The following is a 16,711-nucleotide window of genomic DNA, read 5'->3' on the forward strand; positions in this document are numbered from 1 at the left end:
ATCGGCCTTAGCATGGAATACTTCGTCTGTTTCGGGTTGTCGTTCACTAATGACAACGGGTACTCCTGCCTTCATAATACCCGCTTTCTCCGCGGCAATTTTTGGCAGGGTATCTCCCAAAACGTCGGCATGATCCCAGCCAATATTCGTGATCAGTGATAATTCGGGAGTAATAACATTAGTTGAATCCAGACGTCCCCCCATCCCTACTTCAATGATGGCGATATCGACCTTCTCTTCGGCAAAAACCTGAAAAGCCAGGGCTACGGTTAATTCGAAAAAAGAAGGACTTACCGATTGAATAAACATTCGGTTCTCCTCCACAAAAGCAACAACCCGCTCGGGATCAATAGCCACGCCATTAATCTTGAACCGTTCGGTATAGTCTTTTAAATGGGGCGAAGTATACAATCCCGTCTTGTAACCCGCTTCCTGCAAAATGGCCGAAAGCATGTGAGAGGAACTTCCCTTTCCATTCGTACCCGCTACGTGAATACTCTTAAACTTCCGATGGGGGTTTCCTAGATGTTCCAGTAAGATTTCGGTCGTAAGCAGGCCGGGCTTGTACGCTTGTTTACCCGCTAAGTGAAAAACGGGCAACTGCTGATACAGATACGCGAGGGTTTCCTGATAAGTCATCGCTAAAAAAAATGCGTACAGAGTGCACGCATTTTACTAGTACTATGAATGAATTGATTTTCTATTGTGACCGCACGACAAAGGTAATTGTTCCCGAAGACTGAGCAGCCCGACTACCCGAAGCATTCGTCGGTACAAAATCCAGGCGTTCGATTTCACGTTCGCATTTTCGTACGTCGGCCGGACTAAGCGTACTTTCCACGACCGATTTTGAAATCAGGTTGCCGTTTTCGTCAATCTTGATGCGGAAGACTACTTTTCCATCCGAAGTCAGGCCCTGCGGACTCGGACGACGGCTCCAGGTCCAGCCCGTCAAACTCAGAGAGGAGCCGTTGCCACCCCCGCCCCCGGTTCCTTTGCCGTACAGGCCCCGTCCATCCACTTTACCGTCCGGACTGCCGTAATCGCCCACGCCTTTATTACCCGCCGGACCATTATTATTGCCCCCCGGATTGTCACTGGTCCCATTCGTGCCGTTTGATTTCGCTTTCCCGTACAATCCCTTCGTATCCACTTTAGGTTGTTCGACGGGTTTTTCAGCGGGTTTGGCCGGAGCACTCACTTTCGTTTCTACGGGCTTTGTTTCTTTCGGCTCGGGCTTGGGAGCCACCTTCACCGGACTTTCCGTCTTAGCCGTCTTTAAGGGGGCTTCCGGAGCTTTTACTACCGGTTTCTTAACGGGTACAACTTCCTTAACCTCAGGTTTGCGTACGGTTCGTTCTTCGCGTACCTCTTCCTTGGCTGGCTTTGATTCTTCCCGATTGGGTAGACGACTGGGTTTGTTGTGCGTTTGAATATCACCACTGCCCAGTACCCCGTTGCCCAGGTTCGCCAGCTCAATGCCAACCATCGGTTCGGGTGGAGGTGTTAGTTTCCACATCCCCACGAACCATAACAGCAAAAACAAAAGAACGTAAATGACTGTCGTGACTCCCAGAGCCACCGAGCGATTCTTGCGTTCTTCCTGTTCGATTTGAGCCGTTGTATTCATACCGATTCAAGTATTTTTTTAAGAACGCGAATTTGATCAAAATGTTACAAACCTGTATCCTATACCAACAAAAAACCAAACCCGGCTGAGTTTGGTTTTTAATTGGATCGATTTTCGAAGCTTAATCAGCCAAGGATTTCAGAATCCAGAGATTATTATGAAAATGACTTCCCACTTTCTGGGCCATTTCCTGAGCCGCCGCTGCCGTGGGTAACTGCTCGCCAATGACTACTTTCACCAGACCTTTCCGGGGACGGAACATTTGTACCCGGAATCCATCTGCTTCAAGTTGTTTCTTCATCACCGTCGCCGACTTTACCCCACCAAAGCTTCCGGTTACGATGTAATAGCCTTTGGCAACCTCCGCTCCATCAAGTGTTTTCACCCGGGAAGGGACTACCAAAAACTTCCTTGTATTTTTCTTCTCTGCTTTAACTTCTTCTTCAACTTTTTCAACCGTAACTACGACGGGTTGAGGCTTCACTAGAGGTTGAGCTACCGTAACTGTTTTGACGGGTTGCTTGGGTAGTACTACCGCTACGCTAGTGGGTTTCTTGGCATTCAGCCAGGAGAAATCAAGAGCCGACACGGGGTTCATACTACTCAGCGTCGTTTTATTCTGACCCGTCACCCAGGCCCCAACCAGTGTCACCGCAACCAAAACGACCGCAGCCGCAGCCCAGCGGCTCAACCGCTTCACGGGCGTAATACTTTCTGCGACTGGTGCGGGTAATTCCTCTACTTCGGGCTCCAGAATAACCGGAGTAACCGATGGAGGAGCTAGTACGGCTTTAATCGGGCGTTTATAGGCTGGCGTAAATTCGCAGAATCCAAAGCTCTCCCCGTGGAAATTAATCTTTCCCGCGGGTTCAAATACCAGCTTTCCTTCTCCGTTCTGCGTGAATATTCCCAACTGATCGAACTGATATTGCTCTTGCTGGCGAATGTGCGAACGTACTTGATCCACGAATGCTCGCACTTTTACCTTGACCTCTTCCCGCGACCGATTTTCAACAGTGGCCACGTAATTGGTCAGCAAACCATCATCAAACTGCAACATTTCGTTGAACACGAGTCGTTTCCGCGGTGGTAAGATTGAACCGCTGGGTAAAAACGTGGCAGAATCAAAATTGCCGATAAAGCCCCCGAATTCCGGGATGACAACACAATCTTGTTCGAAAAGCAGTTTTTTGACGTGTTCAGGAATAGTAGCCATGCGATTATGCGAGGTTGAAACCGTGAATAGCTGATTTTGAAAGGACTGCGGTCAGGCAGGTCATTTCAAGGTTTAAAGGTAGGCTACACCACAACAAAAATCAAACGGCATTTTTGAAATAATTTCCCCTCCGGACGCGTAGACCCCCTTTTTCCTCTACTAACCATTGAAGTAATCCGAGCTAATAGGCCGCATGATCAGTGGGTTACAAAAAAAGTCCGCTCAGTGAGCGGACTTAAAAAATTTATAAAAGATAAATGTTTTTATTTTTCACTAAAACTGGTACGAAACGCCCGCCAGGAAGTTGACTCCCTGTTGTTTATAATACTGATAGCGTTCGTAGTTTTTACCAAGTATGTTGTTGATACCCACAAAGCCCGAGATCCGATCGGTAATCAGATAGGTCGTCCGCAGGTTCAGGTCAAAAATGGCCGGTAGTTTACGAACCTGCTGCGAAACGGGATTACGTCCCTGTAAACCCGAGATCACGTAAAAATCCGTCGCCACAATCAGCTTCTTATTAAAGGTAAGCGTATTGCTCCAGGTCGCTGTAAAGTTCGGACGGTGCCAAGCCGTTTCCAGTTGCTTAAGTTCATACCCGTATACGTCAAACTTGAGGAAAGACCGCCACCAGTCTTCGTGCTGGTAGTTGAGTTGTCCAGATACATTGATGACGTTGGACATCCCCCGATCCAGGGGTTGATCATAAAGGACTTCGAAACGTGAAGTATCACGACCGGAGTTATTAAAGACATACAGATTCCGGTAGCGGCCAAACGACACTTTCGCTTCGTAGCTAAAGCCCCCCGCGATGAGTCCTTTCGTACCCAGGTAAATGTCGTGTACTTTCTCCGTATTCAGCAGCCGCACATTGGGAGCCAGGAATTGATTTTCGTCGGTCAGGCTGGCCAGTGTGTTCCGGTGTACGTCCCCCTGGTAACCCGCAAAGATGTGAATATCCTCGACGGGCATCAGATCTAGTTCCAGTACGGGATACGCGTGCGTGGGTTTGGTCAGCTCGTTCAGGTTGTCCGTTTCGTGTACCACGTTGATCCCCGCCAGTACGCTGAAACGATCGGTACGGTACTGGAACGTCGGTTTGATGCGGAATAAGTTCCGACTATTGGTTAATGAATCATTCCGCTGGGTTACGTAGGCATCACCGGCCAGGTGAGCGAAGAACTGAGCGTTGATGGGAAAGGTAGCCTTTAGGTTAGTACCCCAATCGTATTCATTCGCTTGGGTGAAGGTACTCAGCGTCCGTAAACGGGTCTTGATCGAATAATCAATCACGGCATCTTTCTTCGTGTTTTCGATACCGATCCCTACGTTGAAGTTATTGAGCGTTTGCCGGATGTTTTCCCGCGTGGGTGTTTCCGGGGTCCGCTGATAGCCGTAGAAATAAAACTGATTGCGATCATAACCAATGGTGCCGTCGAGCTTGAAGCTGTTGGTGGCGTACTTACCCCCCACCTGAATGAGTTGTTGACTCGTACCCGAATTACGACCGTCTACGGGACCAGTAGCCGTGGAGTTATGACGAGCTTTGATGTTAATCCCGTAAGGCAGGTCATTACGGGAATTCACGTTAGCCTCCGCGTAGAAACGTCCGTAGTTCCCGGCCCCAATTTTCACTTCGGAGTTATACAGGGCCTGGTCGTTCTGCGATTTGGGCAGTTCCGTCACGACGGGATTGAACTTCTGCGGAGCCACCATCAATTTCTGATCGGTGAACTGGTACTTGAGGGGTTGACGGTTGGGACGGGCGGCCTGACTAGCCGGGATTTTCTCGAAGTTCCGGTTTTGAGTCGTCAGCGAGATTTTCCGTTCGCGGACAATGTCAATTTCCCCCGATTGAATTTCGCCTTCCGCTGGCGTAACTTTTCCTTTATTCTGAGCAACCGCCGCAACGCTCAGTAAACTCACCAGCCCCAGCGAATGGATAAAATGGCGAATCGTGATGTGATGACTCATAGTTCGATAGAAAGATCTTCAGTGATAGGTTTTATTTCAGAGCAGCCAGTTTCTTACGGGCTTCTTCCACAATGGCTTTATCCTCGGCTCCTTCGATGATCGTATTCAGCAGAGCTTTGGCCTGGAATGCTTCGTTCAAACAGACGTACACATCCGATAGCAACAGGAAACCCCGGTCAATCCACTGTTGATCGGTAAACTGCTCTTTCAGCTCATTGATAATCTTATCGCGGGATTCTTTACATTTCTTTTCCTTGTACAGAATCAGGGCTACGTTGTAAATCGCTTCGGCCCCGTAGGAATCCTTGGCGAGTTTCGCCGTTTTCTCAAATTCTTCGATGGCTTTCTTCGAATCATTCCGGGCCAGAGCAATCTTACCCGAAAACAGCTGAGCCCGGTTCTGAGCACCCATCACGGCGTTTCCTCCGTTGATCACGTCTTTCGCATATACGGAAGAAGAGTCATACTTGGCGAGTTTGTAATACGCATCCATCAAACCCAGCTGAGCGGCCACCTGATCCTTTTTATTGGTGGAGCTGCGTAACAGAGTTTGGTAGTTCGTGACGGCTCCCCGGTAATTTTCGTTCTGGTATTCCAGCTCGGCCGCCCGTTGAGCTGCCCGTCCGACAAACTGCGTCTTATTATCCCGAATAACGCGGTAGAAGTACTGCAGAGCACTGGTACGGTCTTCGGTGCGGTAGTACGAATCCGCCAGGTAATACAGAGCTTCGGGAGCCGAGCTACTGTTGGGATACTTTTGCAGAAATTCCTGAATGGCGGTAATGGCCTGAGCGTATTTCTCGCTGAAGTACATATTCTTGGCCGCGTCGTACTTGATCTTCTCCAGCGACCCATCCGAAGGATTGCTTTGCTCGTAGCCCTTGATGATGGAGCTGAACTCTTCCGGACGACCTACCGAATTCAAGGCATCCTGTACACCCAATAAAGCCGACTCGGCACTCTTGGAGGTTGCGTACTTGGTTAGAATTACCTGATAATCGGCAATCGCTTCGTCGTACTTTTTCAGGTTACTGTAGGCAATCGCCCGTTGCAGATAGCCGGCGTGCAGAATGGGACTCTGGGGCTGACGCTGAATCAGACGGGTAAACTGGCTTACGGCACCCGTGTAATTCTGCTGGTTGAGTTCGACCATTCCCAGTTGGAACATCGCATCATCCACGTAAGCGGAATTAGGATACTGATTCAGTAACTGGTTGAGGGTCGTACGGGCCTCCGCGTATTTGTCCGTGTAGAGAAGCGAAATCCCTTTATTGTACAAAGCATTGTCCTTGTCCGACTTTCCGGTCACAACGACCTGATCATAAATCCGGGTCGCCTCATCGTAGCGTTTGGCCACCAGATAGGTATCGGCCAGCCGGATCATGGCATCTTCGTAATTCCGGCGATCTTCGGCGGGCAGTCCCCGAACGGCGTCGGTATAGGCTTTAAACTGCGTAGAGGCCTTGTCATATTCCCGCGTATTGTAATAGGCATAACCTAGTCCGTATCGGCTCCGGATGCGAAAATCAGGAACGAGGGTCGAATTATCCGAACTGGCAATGAGCTGCGTATACTGCGGAATCACTTCGGCGTACTTCTGCTGGGCCGATACGGCCTCCGCTTTCCAGAAACGGGCGGCAATGGCCAAATCCCGATTGTCAGTATACTTCAGCGATTTGTCAAACGAGATGATGGCCTGATCAAAACGTTCCGCATTAAAGGCATTAATGCCCAAGTTGTAGGCCGCCTGCTGGTACTGATTGCGTTGTTTGGCCGTCAGGTTACGCTCTTTGTCCAGATAATCCAGAATCAGAGCGTAGTTATTGGAAAGCAGTAAGCCTTCACCCCGTAATTCCTTGCTTTCGTTGAGATAGGCACTGTTGGGATACGTTTTAATGAACTGATCAAATTCCTTGACCGACTCATTTCCATTGCCCAGATCCAGCTGTACCTTGGCGTGGTTGAAGGCCGCATCTTCCTGTACGGATTTATTGAAGCTCAATTTGCGGGCCTGATCCAGAGCCGCCAGGGAGTACTGGAGGTTTTCTGTATTCAGATAGCTGATGCCCATGTAGTACGACGAATACTGACCCACGGTATCTTTCGAAGCGGCCAGCGGTTTCAAAGCAGCGATGGCTCCGTTAAAATCGTTTTGTCGATACAACGAGTATCCATATCGGTATGCCGCCGGAACGGGCAATTTACCACCCCGGAAGTTCGTGTGCATTTTATAGTACTCGGCTGCTTTGGCGTAGTTTCCTTTCTGGAAGTACACATCGGCCACGAGTAACGACAGCTCGTCGAGTCGCTTGCCCGATTTATTACCCTTCCGTAAAATGGGCTCAGCGTAGCTCAGCAGCGGATCGTATTGGCCCTGCCGATAGTACGAATGAGCGATCCAGCCGGGTACTTCATTGCCAAATTCCTTGGAGTTTTCAATGCGGCGAAAATCGGAAATGGCCGCCGGGTAATTGCCATTGTTGTAGGCAATGACACCGGAATAGTAGCTGGCCGCCGATGCATATTCACTTCCCCCCGCTTTTACCGGATCAAAGGCTTTCAGAGCCGCTTCGTAATTCTGGTTATAGTACTGAGCCATCCCCAATTTAAAAGCGGCTTCGGTTCCACTGGCTTTCTCCAAATACGGAATAGCTTTCGCGTAATCGCCACTGTTGTAATAAAAATTGCCCAAATCAGCGTAGAGCTGACGGGCCGCCGGATGATCCCCGTGGTTTTTGATGAACCGCTCGGCCAGAATTTCTGCTTCGGCCTGATTCAGATACAGAGCCGACATGGCAATGTAGTACTCTGCATTGACGGCATTAAGGTCATTGCTCGTCAGCAGGCCTTTGTTGGTTTCGAGAAAACGCTGAAACTCTTGGCGGGCAGAGGCGTAGTTTTTCTTTTCGACAAACTCGATACCGGATCGATAATGTGCATCGGGTGTGGTGTAATTGAGTGTATTCTGGGCCCACAAAGCCTGACCCGAATACAGCGATAGTAGGCACGATCCCACCAGGGACAAGCGACGTGTACGCATAGAAATAGGCTGATTGATTAACATCCGGAACTTTACTTACGACAACATATACGGAAAAACCCGGTTTAATTCATTCACTGTCAAACTGAAATCAGCGGATTCTACCCGAGATTCAGCGGAACGGATGAAAAACCTACAAAAAAAGACAAATAAAACGGCGGAGTGTTCAAAGAGTTGGACTATTTTCACGGTTTAAACGCAAAGAAATACAAAACCGATATGATTCAACGACTTTTCGTTTTTGTCGTGTTCTTTCTCTGCGGTTTCGTTTCTGTGCCTGATTCCATGAGTCAAAATCATATAGAGTATACCCTCCGCATGCCGGAACCCGCTACGCACTATTTTCAGGTAGCGATGCACGTTTCGGAATTCGTTCATCCAACCATTCAGAAGCAGGGGTACATTGATGTTAAGTTGCCAGTATGGACACCCGGTTCCTATCTGGTACGGGAATACGCCAAGAATCTAGACCGCCTCGAAGCACACGCGAATGGAGTAAAAACCGACGTTCGTAAGATACGAAAGAATGTCTGGCGGGTTTCCCTGCCCGACGATACGCATGACCTTACCATTACGTACTATCTGTACGCCAATGAATTAACCGTACGGACGAATTTTCTGGACGATCAACACGGCTACGTTACCGGAGCCGCTACCTTCCTGTATGCCGACGAATTCAAGGATCAGCCCGCTGATCTGGTCGTTGAGCCGTACCAGGACTGGACCCGCGTATCAGTAGCTCTGCCCGCCTTACCCGGAAAACCCTTTACGTACCGGGCCGAGAATTATGATCTGCTGGTAGACTCCCCCATCGAGATTGGTACGCATCAGGTACTCCATTTCGAAGCCTGTGGCATTCCCCATGAGATTGCTTTAGTAGGTACGCACGCTCCCTTGGACGAAGACCAATTAAAGGCCGATTACAAACGGATCTGCGAGGCCGCTCTGACGATTGTTGGTACGCACCCCTGCCAGCGGTATTTATTCATCGTACACCATACGACCGGTGGCAGCGGTGGACTGGAACACCTGCACTGTACGACTCTCCAGACGAACCGGAATACGTACGCTCAGGAATCGTTGTATGCGAACTTCCTGGGACTAGTTGCTCACGAATATTTTCATCTCTGGAACGTCAAACGGATTCGGCCCATTGAGCTGGGACCTTTCGATTACGAGAACGAAAACTACACGCACCAGCTCTGGGTTGCCGAGGGCTTCACCAGTATGTACGACAATCACATTCTGCGGCGGGCGGGTTTGAGTTCCGTAGACAAATACCTGAGCGATGTAGCCAGCGATTTTACCTACGTGGTGAATACGCCCGGTACGCGGATACAGTCACTTGCGGAAGCAAGCTGGGATGCTTGGATCAAGTACTACCGTCCCAACGAAAATTCGATCAATAGCCAGAGCTCTTACTACACCAAGGGAGCGGCCGTAACTACGTTGCTTAATCTGGAAATTCTCCAGGCTACCGCGGGTCAACGATCCTTGGACGATGTCTTGCGATCACTCTACCAAACGTATTACCTCGGAGAAAATCGTGGCTTTACCGAACAGGAAATTCAGATGGCGATTGAGCAGGTCGCGGGCCAGAGCATGGAGTCCTTTTTCCAAGACTATATCTGGGGCACGGCTCCGCTGGACTTTGATCGATACCTGCAATACGTGGGTTGTCATTTGGAAAATGAACTAGATCCCGAACTGGCGTATCTGGGTATTCACTTAGCCCCCGGCCGGCCCGCCATTCAGCAAGTACTGAAAGACTCCCCCGCCTATCAGGTCGGCTTAAATGTCTTCGACGAACTGATCAGTATCGATGGACAGCCGATCACGGATTTGCCGCGGTTTCTAGCGACCAAACAACCGAAAGAGGAAGTACTCATCGAAGTGCGGCGGGCGGGAATGATTCGAATTTTTGAAGTGGAATTGCAGGCAAATCCGGTACAAAAATTAGTAATCGTCCGGAACGAAAACCCAAGTCCAGAACAAATCGAATTGTTCAATAAATGGGTATGGCTAGGATCGGAAATTGCCTAAGAAACAGACCTACAAACACCTAAAAGTATTACTAAAAACATTTAGTATATATTAGTTAGTATAATACTAAACACGTAATTGTTTGATTATCTGGGCTTGTAGGTCTGTCTACGTTTTTTACTCTTAATCTTCAATCTCTTCGAGGGCTTCTTCCCAGTCACGAGCCATGGATTCAAAACGAGCCATAACCTTGTCGATAAACGGACCTGTCAATAACTCTTTTAAGTCTTCCTCACTTGAAACATCGTATTCATTAATCTTGTAGGTCTGTTCCAGAGCTCCCGCCTCTATCTTGATGATATAGCGGTTATTCCAGGAGTACAGACTGATTTTACAGGACGGATGCTGAACTTCACTAATAAAATGCATAAGCGTACAGTTTACGAATTAATAAAGCCTCAAGGCTTTCTTTTCACGAAGATGCGAACACTACTTCCAATATTCCTACTTTTTTTGATGGCCGCTTGCGGAAAACAACGCGATCAGGAGGCTTACCAGTTTTTTTTACGCGGCAATGACCAACTACTCCGACAGGATTACGCCCAAGCTGAGCGTTTTTATACCGAAGCCATCCAGAAGAAACCGGAATTCCCGGAGGCTTTAACCAACCGGGGACTGGCCTATATTCAGCAGGGTAACTACGAAAAAGCCCTGAGTGATTTGAATAACTCCCTGAAAATCAATCCTAAGTTAGGAAGTACGTACCAGAACCGCGGAAACCTTTTCTCCATGCAGGGTGAATACGCCAATGCTCTACGCGACCTAGAAGAAGCAGTAAAATTCATTCCCGATTCTTCTACAGCCTGGGCATTCTTGGGTAACGCCCAGTATATGACGGGACAGGAAGATTTAGCCATGTCCTCTTTCCAAAAGGCGGAACAGCTTCGTGCTTCTGACTATACCACGTATGCTTTCCGCGGATGGGTGTACGTATTACGTAAAGAGTACGATAAAGCCCGACAAGATTTTGAGAACGTGCTGCAATACAGACCTAATGAACCGAGTACCGTTAATAATTTATCCATGGTCACTACCCAATTAGGTGATCCAAAGAAAGGGCTTGAATGGGCTGATCGAGCCGTGAAGATTACGGAAGGGAAGCTCCTCGCCTACTCCGTTAACAACCGGGCCTATGCCTTACTTGAACTCAATCGGCTCGATGAAGCAAAAGCGGAACTCGACCGCTCGCTTCGGCTGGACGATAATAACGCCTGGGCGTATCGGAATCTTGGGCTGTATTATTTCAAAAAGCAGCAGTTTGCTCAAGCCATGGATGCATTGAAGAAAGCAGAACAAATGGATCCGTCCGTTGAAAACCTATACTTCTACTTGGGGAATACGTCCCAGGCCAGCGGAAAAAATCAGGAGGCCTGCACGTACTGGAAGAAAGGGGCCACGTTAAAGGAAAAGAAATCCATCGAGGCAGCAAAAGGCTGTTCCTGATGGATTTCTGTCCACGCTGAGATTTCGGTATTCCGCATCAATACCCAGATGGTTGCTTTCTATCAAAATCTCGGACGACCGTTTGGCTGGTAAAGCATCACTTAAGTATCTTCATAAACCGCTTACTATCAAATCATTACCAAACTAGTTACATCGCTTTCATTAGCTCCTTAAATTGGTCAAATATTTTTTGATTCGTGATAGGATCACTACTGATTTCCAGCAACTTAGCTTTTTTATCCTCGCTTAGAAAGGAAGGTAAGGCTTTTACCAGTTCCGGTTCGTTGGAAATGGCATAGTATGTCAGGCCCGCATCCTGGGCCGTGCGTTCAGCGGTGGTATGGTGCTGCGTTTCAAAATACGTTTCGAGTTCGGGCTGCTGACGCGGTCCGTCAATCATCCGGAAAATACTTCCCCCCGAATTGTTGATCAAAATGATTCGCAGGTTACTCGGTATGTGCGGATGCCAGAGAGCATTCCGGTCGTAGAAAAACGCGACATCCCCGATGAGCAGAAACACCAATTGATCAGTAGTAAGGGCTGCTCCTACAGCCGTACTCATACAGCCATCGATTCCACTCGTCCCGCGGTTTGAAAAAACGGTCACTCGCTGGGGTAGGCCGATGTAGTTAGCGTACCGAACCGACATACTGTTGGCCAGATGCAGCTGACTCGATTCCGGAATTTGTTCAAGCACCTGAGCAACGGCCTGAAATTCGCCGAAGGCTTCACGGGTTTGCAGAAAGTGCTGCATTCCGGAAATTGCCTTTTGTTCGGCTGCTTCCCAGTTTTGTAGGAAGGTAGTGTCCCGGTCTTCGTCACCCTGCCGGAAGGCCCGTAAGTCCAGCGTTTCCAACAGCGTGTGAAAGAAGACTTCCGGCTCGATCGCCAGTTGTTGGGTCAGCGTTTGAAACGGATCAATCAGCTCCCGACGAAAGGAAATATGATAGTGGTACCGGGGCTTATACTTTCGAAAGAATAGCTTCAGATTTTTGGATACGAAGGAATCCCCAAACGTAATCAGTACTTCCGGACACCGTTCGTCATGCGGTTGTGTACTACCCAGAAAAATATCCGGGTGCGTGAAGAAGGAATAACCCGACAGATTGGATAGCACCTCCCCTACTACCGGGAAGGCAAATTCATTTTTTAGCTGATCCAGAATTTCCAGTAAGGATTCATTGATCACCTGCTGTCCCGCCAGAATCAGTACCCGGTCGGTATCTTCGAGTAACCCGAGCAATTCTTCCCAGGTTTCCTGCGGTAGGGTTCGTTGCTCGATTACCCGTGTGATAGTACGCGGCGATCCGTAAGTAAAGGTTTCGTCGGGCTTTGGATAGAAGGGCTCCCGGATGGGTACGTTCAGATGCACGGGCCCCCGGGGTTGTTCTTGTGCACTGTTGATGAGTTGGTTTACCGTACGCTCGATAAACCAGCGACTATCCACATGCCCATAATCGGCGGGCAAGGCATACGACTCCTTGATATGTTTCCCATAGACCGCATCCTGATGGATCATTTGTCCATCCTGCTGGTGAATCCATTCGGGCGGACGGTCGGCAGTGAGTACTAATAAGGGTACCCCGAGAAAATAAGCTTCCGTAACAGCGGGGGCAAAATTAAGAGCAGCCGTTCCCGACGTACAAATCAGTGCGACGGGTCGGCCCAGTTGCTGGGCCATACCCAGGGCAATGTATCCGGCAGCCCGTTCATCGGGTATAACCTTGGTTTGAATTTGCGGGTGACGGGCGAAAGCCAGCGTAAGGGCGGCGGAGCGGGAACCGGGAGCAATGACGGCGTGATGAATCCCACGGCGTACACAAAGTTCGGCCAGATCCAATAAGGGTTGCAAGATCATACGCCAGCAAAGTTATAGGAAAACAGGATTGAATGGATACAAAACAACTGGTACAAAAAAAGCCTCCGGAGTGGAGGCTTTTTTTGAAACGTACTACATTAGGAAATTAACCTAAGTACGTTTTTAAGGCTTTGCTACGCGAAGTATGGCGTAAGCGACGAATGGCTTTTTCCTTGATCTGGCGAACCCGTTCCCGAGTTAGATTGAATTTTTCTCCAATCTCTTCCAGAGTCATGGCGTGATTGCCGTCCAAACCAAAGTACAGGGTGATCACGTCGGCTTCACGCTGGGTCAGCGTTGACAGGGCCCGTTGTACTTCTTTACGTAAGGACTCATTCACCAAACCAGAATCTGGTTTGTCTTCGCCGTCATTTTCAAGTACGTCGAGCAGGGAGTTTTCTTCACCTTGTACGAAAGGAGCATCCATGGATACGTGACGACCCGAGATCTTCAAGGTATCGACCACTTCACCCGCTGAAATTTCCAGAACTTCGGCCAGCTCTTCCGGCGAAGGCTCCCGTTCGAAACGTTGTTCGAGCTCGGAGAACGTCTTGGAAATTTTATTCAGAGAGCCTACCCGGTTCAAAGGCAAACGTACAATCCGTGATTGTTCGGCCAAAGCCTGCAGAATCGACTGGCGAATCCACCATACGGCGTACGAAATGAATTTAAAACCACGCGTTTCGTCAAAACGCTGAGCGGCTTTAATCAAACCCAAGTTTCCTTCGTTGATCAAATCGCCCAAGGAAAGTCCCTGGTTCTGGTATTGCTTAGCTACTGACACCACGAAACGTAAGTTCGCTTTGGTCAGTCGCTCTAAAGCTAATTGGTCACCTTCACGAATTCTTCGAGCCAGTTCTACCTCCTCGTCCGGGGTGAGCAAATCCACTTTACCAATTTCTTGAAGATACTTATCAAGCGATTGGCTTTCCCGGTTAGTGATCTGCTTAGAAATTTTTAGCTGTCTCATCTGGCATCAGAATTTGCTTATGGGTTGCTGATGATTATGTAACATGAAAACATGAAAAAAATTCAGGAATCGTTATCTTTTGTAACCGAATTTAGTTACGGGGGCGGCGATTCTCGGAATTTCCCCGGTCCCCACGTTCCGGACGATCTCCTCTTTCAGGACGTTCGGGTCGCTCAGGCCGTTCCACATATCCTTCCGGTTTGGGCAACAGCACCCGCCGGGATAAACGGAATTTTCCGGTTTTCTGATCTACTTCAATTAATTTCACCTGTACTTCTTCGCCTACTTCGAGTACGCCTTTCATAGCGGGCAGACGATCCCAGGAAATTTCGGAGATGTGCAACAGACCATCACGTCCAGGCAGGAATTCAACGAATGCCCCAAAGTCCGTTACCGTTTTCACCTTACCGGTGTACACTTCACCTACTTCGGGAACCGTTACGATTCCTTTTACCCGACCTACGGCCGCATCCATCGCTTCTTTGTTGGTAGCGAAAATGCTGACGAAGCCTCTGCTATCTTTTTCTTCGATCGCGATGGTGGCACCCGTCGTCTTCTGAATCTCCTGTACTACTTTACCACCAGGTCCAATGACGGCACCGATAAATTCCTGAGGAATTTCCAGAATAACCGCCCGTGGAGCGTGGGGTTTTAAATCGGGACGAACTTCCGTCAGGGCTTTCTTCATTTCGTTCAGAATATGAAGACGACCCCGCTTGGCCTGATTCAGAGCTTCGGCGACTACTTCGTACGAAAGGCCGTCGATTTTCATATCCATCTGGCAAGCCGTGATTCCGTTTTCCGTACCCGTTACTTTAAAGTCCATATCACCCAGGTGATCTTCATCGCCGAGGATATCGGAAAGAACGGCGTACTTACCCGTTTCAGGATCGGAAATCAGACCCATAGCAATACCGGATACGGGAGCTTTGATTTTCACCCCGGCATCCATCAGAGCCAGTGTACCCGCACAAACGGTCGCCATTGACGAGGAACCGTTCGATTCGAGAATATCTGAAACCACCCGAATCGTGTAAGGATTGTCTGCGTCAGCGGGCATTACCTTTTTCAGGGCACGCATGGCCAAGTTACCATGACCCACTTCCCGGCGTCCGGGTCCGCGGTTGGGTTTCACTTCACCCGTAGAAAAACCGGGAAAGTTGTAATGCAGGAGAAATTTGCTGTAGCCAGAAACCAAAGCCTGGTCAACAATTTGCTCATCCATTTTCGTTCCTAGCGTCGCGGTGGTTAACGATTGCGTTTCCCCACGCGTAAACACGGCTGATCCGTGAGCACGAGGTAAGTAATCGACTTCACACCAGATGGGACGAATTTCATCCAACGCCCGTCCATCCAAACGACGACGCTCGTTTAACACCAGGTTGCGAGACGCGTCTTTTTCAATGTCGTGGAAATACGTACCAACCAGACTCAGGTCTACCGTATGATCTTCGGGTAAGGTCTCCAGGTATTCCTTACGAACGGCTTTGAATCCTTCTTTACGGATTGATTTATTGGCGTTGCCCTGTGCGGCTACGGCATAAACCTTTTCGTAATAATTATCGTATAAAAACTTCTTCAATTCGAGGTCATGGGTTTCATGACTATATTCTCGCTTGACCGTTTTTCCTACTTCTGCTTCTAATTCTTTCTGAGCAGCACATTGAAGTTTGATGGCATCGTGTGCCGTTCTCAATGCGGTCAGCATATCGTCTTCGGACACCTCATTACATTCACCCTCTACCATCAGAATGTCCGTGCTGTTACCCGCAACGATCAAATCCAGTTCAGCCCGACTCAGCATGGAGGTCGGCGGATTGATCAGATACAGGCCATCAATTTTTGCCACGCGTACTTCAGAGATGGGACCGTTAAAAGGAATGTCGGATACCATCAAAGCAGCCGAAGCGGCTAAACCCGCCAGTGCATCGGGCTGTACTTCGGGGTCAGCCGAAATCATCACCACATTGACTTGAACATCCGCGTGGAAATCACCAGGAAACGTAGGACGTAAAGCCCGGTCTACCAGGCGGCTTATTAAAATTTCGTAATCGGAAAGACGGCCTTCCCGGCGTTGGAAACTTCCGGGGATTTTACCCGCAGAAGCGAATTTTTCCTGGTAATCCACCGAAAGAGGTAAGAAATCAGTACCAGGACGGGCTTCCGGTGCGGCTACGGCCGTGGCCAGTAACATCGTGTCGCCCATACGGACTACTACTGATCCATCGGCTTGTTTAGCCAGTTTGCCAGTCTCGATGGTAATAATTCGACCATCGGGAAGACTGAGTTTTTTGGTTACAACATTCATAGTTTGTCGTTTTGACCGCTTTTGAGACCGCTCTCCACCAAGTGAGGGACCGCTGTGTAGCTCATCTTGAGGAGGAACCGCTTTCAAGAGGTTAGCCGGGGGTACTCCCCGTAGTTGCATTCAGTTACCTCAACTATTCTATAAGAGTACAAAAACGCGAAGAAGTAATCAATTTGTCGAAGAAAAATTTTCAGGACAAACACAAAACAAGTCAGGGAATCCACTAAAC

11 protein-coding genes are annotated in these 16,711 nt (G+C 48.9%); 2 read left to right on the forward strand and 9 right to left on the reverse strand.

Features of this window, described 5'->3' with window-relative positions; translation table 11 throughout:
• The 5 genes from ACOJTG_RS15745 to ACOJTG_RS15765 form a co-directional block, all read right to left on the reverse strand.
• Positions 1–639: bifunctional folylpolyglutamate synthase/dihydrofolate synthase (locus tag ACOJTG_RS15745; protein WP_420154703.1), on the reverse strand; the 639-nt coding region annotated here is incomplete at its 3' end.
• Positions 640–700: 61 nt separating this feature from the next.
• Positions 701–1,630 carry a hypothetical protein gene (locus ACOJTG_RS15750; RefSeq protein WP_094810382.1) on the reverse strand — a complete coding sequence of 310 codons (930 nt, stop codon included), beginning with the start codon at positions 1,628–1,630 and terminating at the stop codon, positions 701–703.
• Between the two features lie 121 nt (positions 1,631–1,751).
• Complete coding sequence (locus ACOJTG_RS15755) at positions 1,752–2,846, reverse strand: hypothetical protein (RefSeq protein WP_420154704.1); 1,095 nt, start codon at positions 2,844–2,846, stop codon at positions 1,752–1,754.
• 273 nt (positions 2,847–3,119) lie between these two features.
• Positions 3,120–4,820, reverse strand: a complete 1,701-nt coding sequence (locus ACOJTG_RS15760) for a TonB-dependent receptor (RefSeq protein WP_420154705.1) — start codon at positions 4,818–4,820, stop codon at positions 3,120–3,122.
• 31 nt (positions 4,821–4,851) lie between these two features.
• Positions 4,852–7,860 carry a tetratricopeptide repeat protein gene (locus ACOJTG_RS15765; RefSeq protein WP_420154706.1) on the reverse strand — a complete coding sequence of 1,003 codons (3,009 nt, stop codon included), beginning with the start codon at positions 7,858–7,860 and terminating at the stop codon, positions 4,852–4,854.
• A gap of 219 nt (positions 7,861–8,079) precedes the next feature.
• Between ACOJTG_RS15765 and ACOJTG_RS15770 the strand changes: the two genes are divergently transcribed.
• Positions 8,080–9,903 (forward strand): M61 family metallopeptidase, encoded by a 1,824-nt coding sequence (locus ACOJTG_RS15770; RefSeq protein WP_420154707.1) that lies wholly within the window; start codon positions 8,080–8,082, stop codon positions 9,901–9,903.
• Positions 9,904–10,026: 123 nt separating this feature from the next.
• Here ACOJTG_RS15770 and ACOJTG_RS15775 read toward each other — a convergent pair whose 3' ends face one another.
• On the reverse strand, positions 10,027–10,272 hold the full coding sequence (locus tag ACOJTG_RS15775) for a hypothetical protein (RefSeq protein WP_104711553.1): 246 nt from the start codon (positions 10,270–10,272) through the stop codon (positions 10,027–10,029).
• Between the two features lie 87 nt (positions 10,273–10,359).
• Here ACOJTG_RS15775 and ACOJTG_RS15780 point away from each other — a divergent pair, with 87 nt between their 5' ends.
• Positions 10,360–11,346, forward strand: coding sequence for a tetratricopeptide repeat protein (locus ACOJTG_RS15780; protein WP_420154708.1), 987 nt, complete (start codon positions 10,360–10,362; stop codon positions 11,344–11,346).
• Between the two features lie 148 nt (positions 11,347–11,494).
• Here the strand turns inward: ACOJTG_RS15780 and menD are convergent, their stop codons facing one another.
• From menD to pnp, 3 genes are all read right to left on the reverse strand, one after another.
• Positions 11,495–13,204, reverse strand: coding sequence for a 2-succinyl-5-enolpyruvyl-6-hydroxy-3-cyclohexene-1-carboxylic-acid synthase (gene menD / locus ACOJTG_RS15785; RefSeq protein ID WP_420154709.1), 1,710 nt, complete (start codon positions 13,202–13,204; stop codon positions 11,495–11,497).
• A 106-nt stretch (positions 13,205–13,310) separates the two neighbouring features.
• Positions 13,311–14,174 carry a sigma-70 family RNA polymerase sigma factor gene (locus tag ACOJTG_RS15790; protein ID WP_094810398.1) on the reverse strand — a complete coding sequence of 288 codons (864 nt, stop codon included), beginning with the start codon at positions 14,172–14,174 and terminating at the stop codon, positions 13,311–13,313.
• 91 nt (positions 14,175–14,265) lie between these two features.
• Positions 14,266–16,482, reverse strand: coding sequence for a polyribonucleotide nucleotidyltransferase (pnp, locus tag ACOJTG_RS15795; RefSeq protein ID WP_420154710.1), 2,217 nt, complete (start codon positions 16,480–16,482; stop codon positions 14,266–14,268).
• Positions 16,483–16,711: the final 229 nt, after the last annotated feature.

Source organism: Siphonobacter sp. (genome assembly GCF_048595215.1).
Taxonomy (GTDB): Bacteria; Bacteroidota; Bacteroidia; order Cytophagales; family Spirosomataceae; genus Siphonobacter.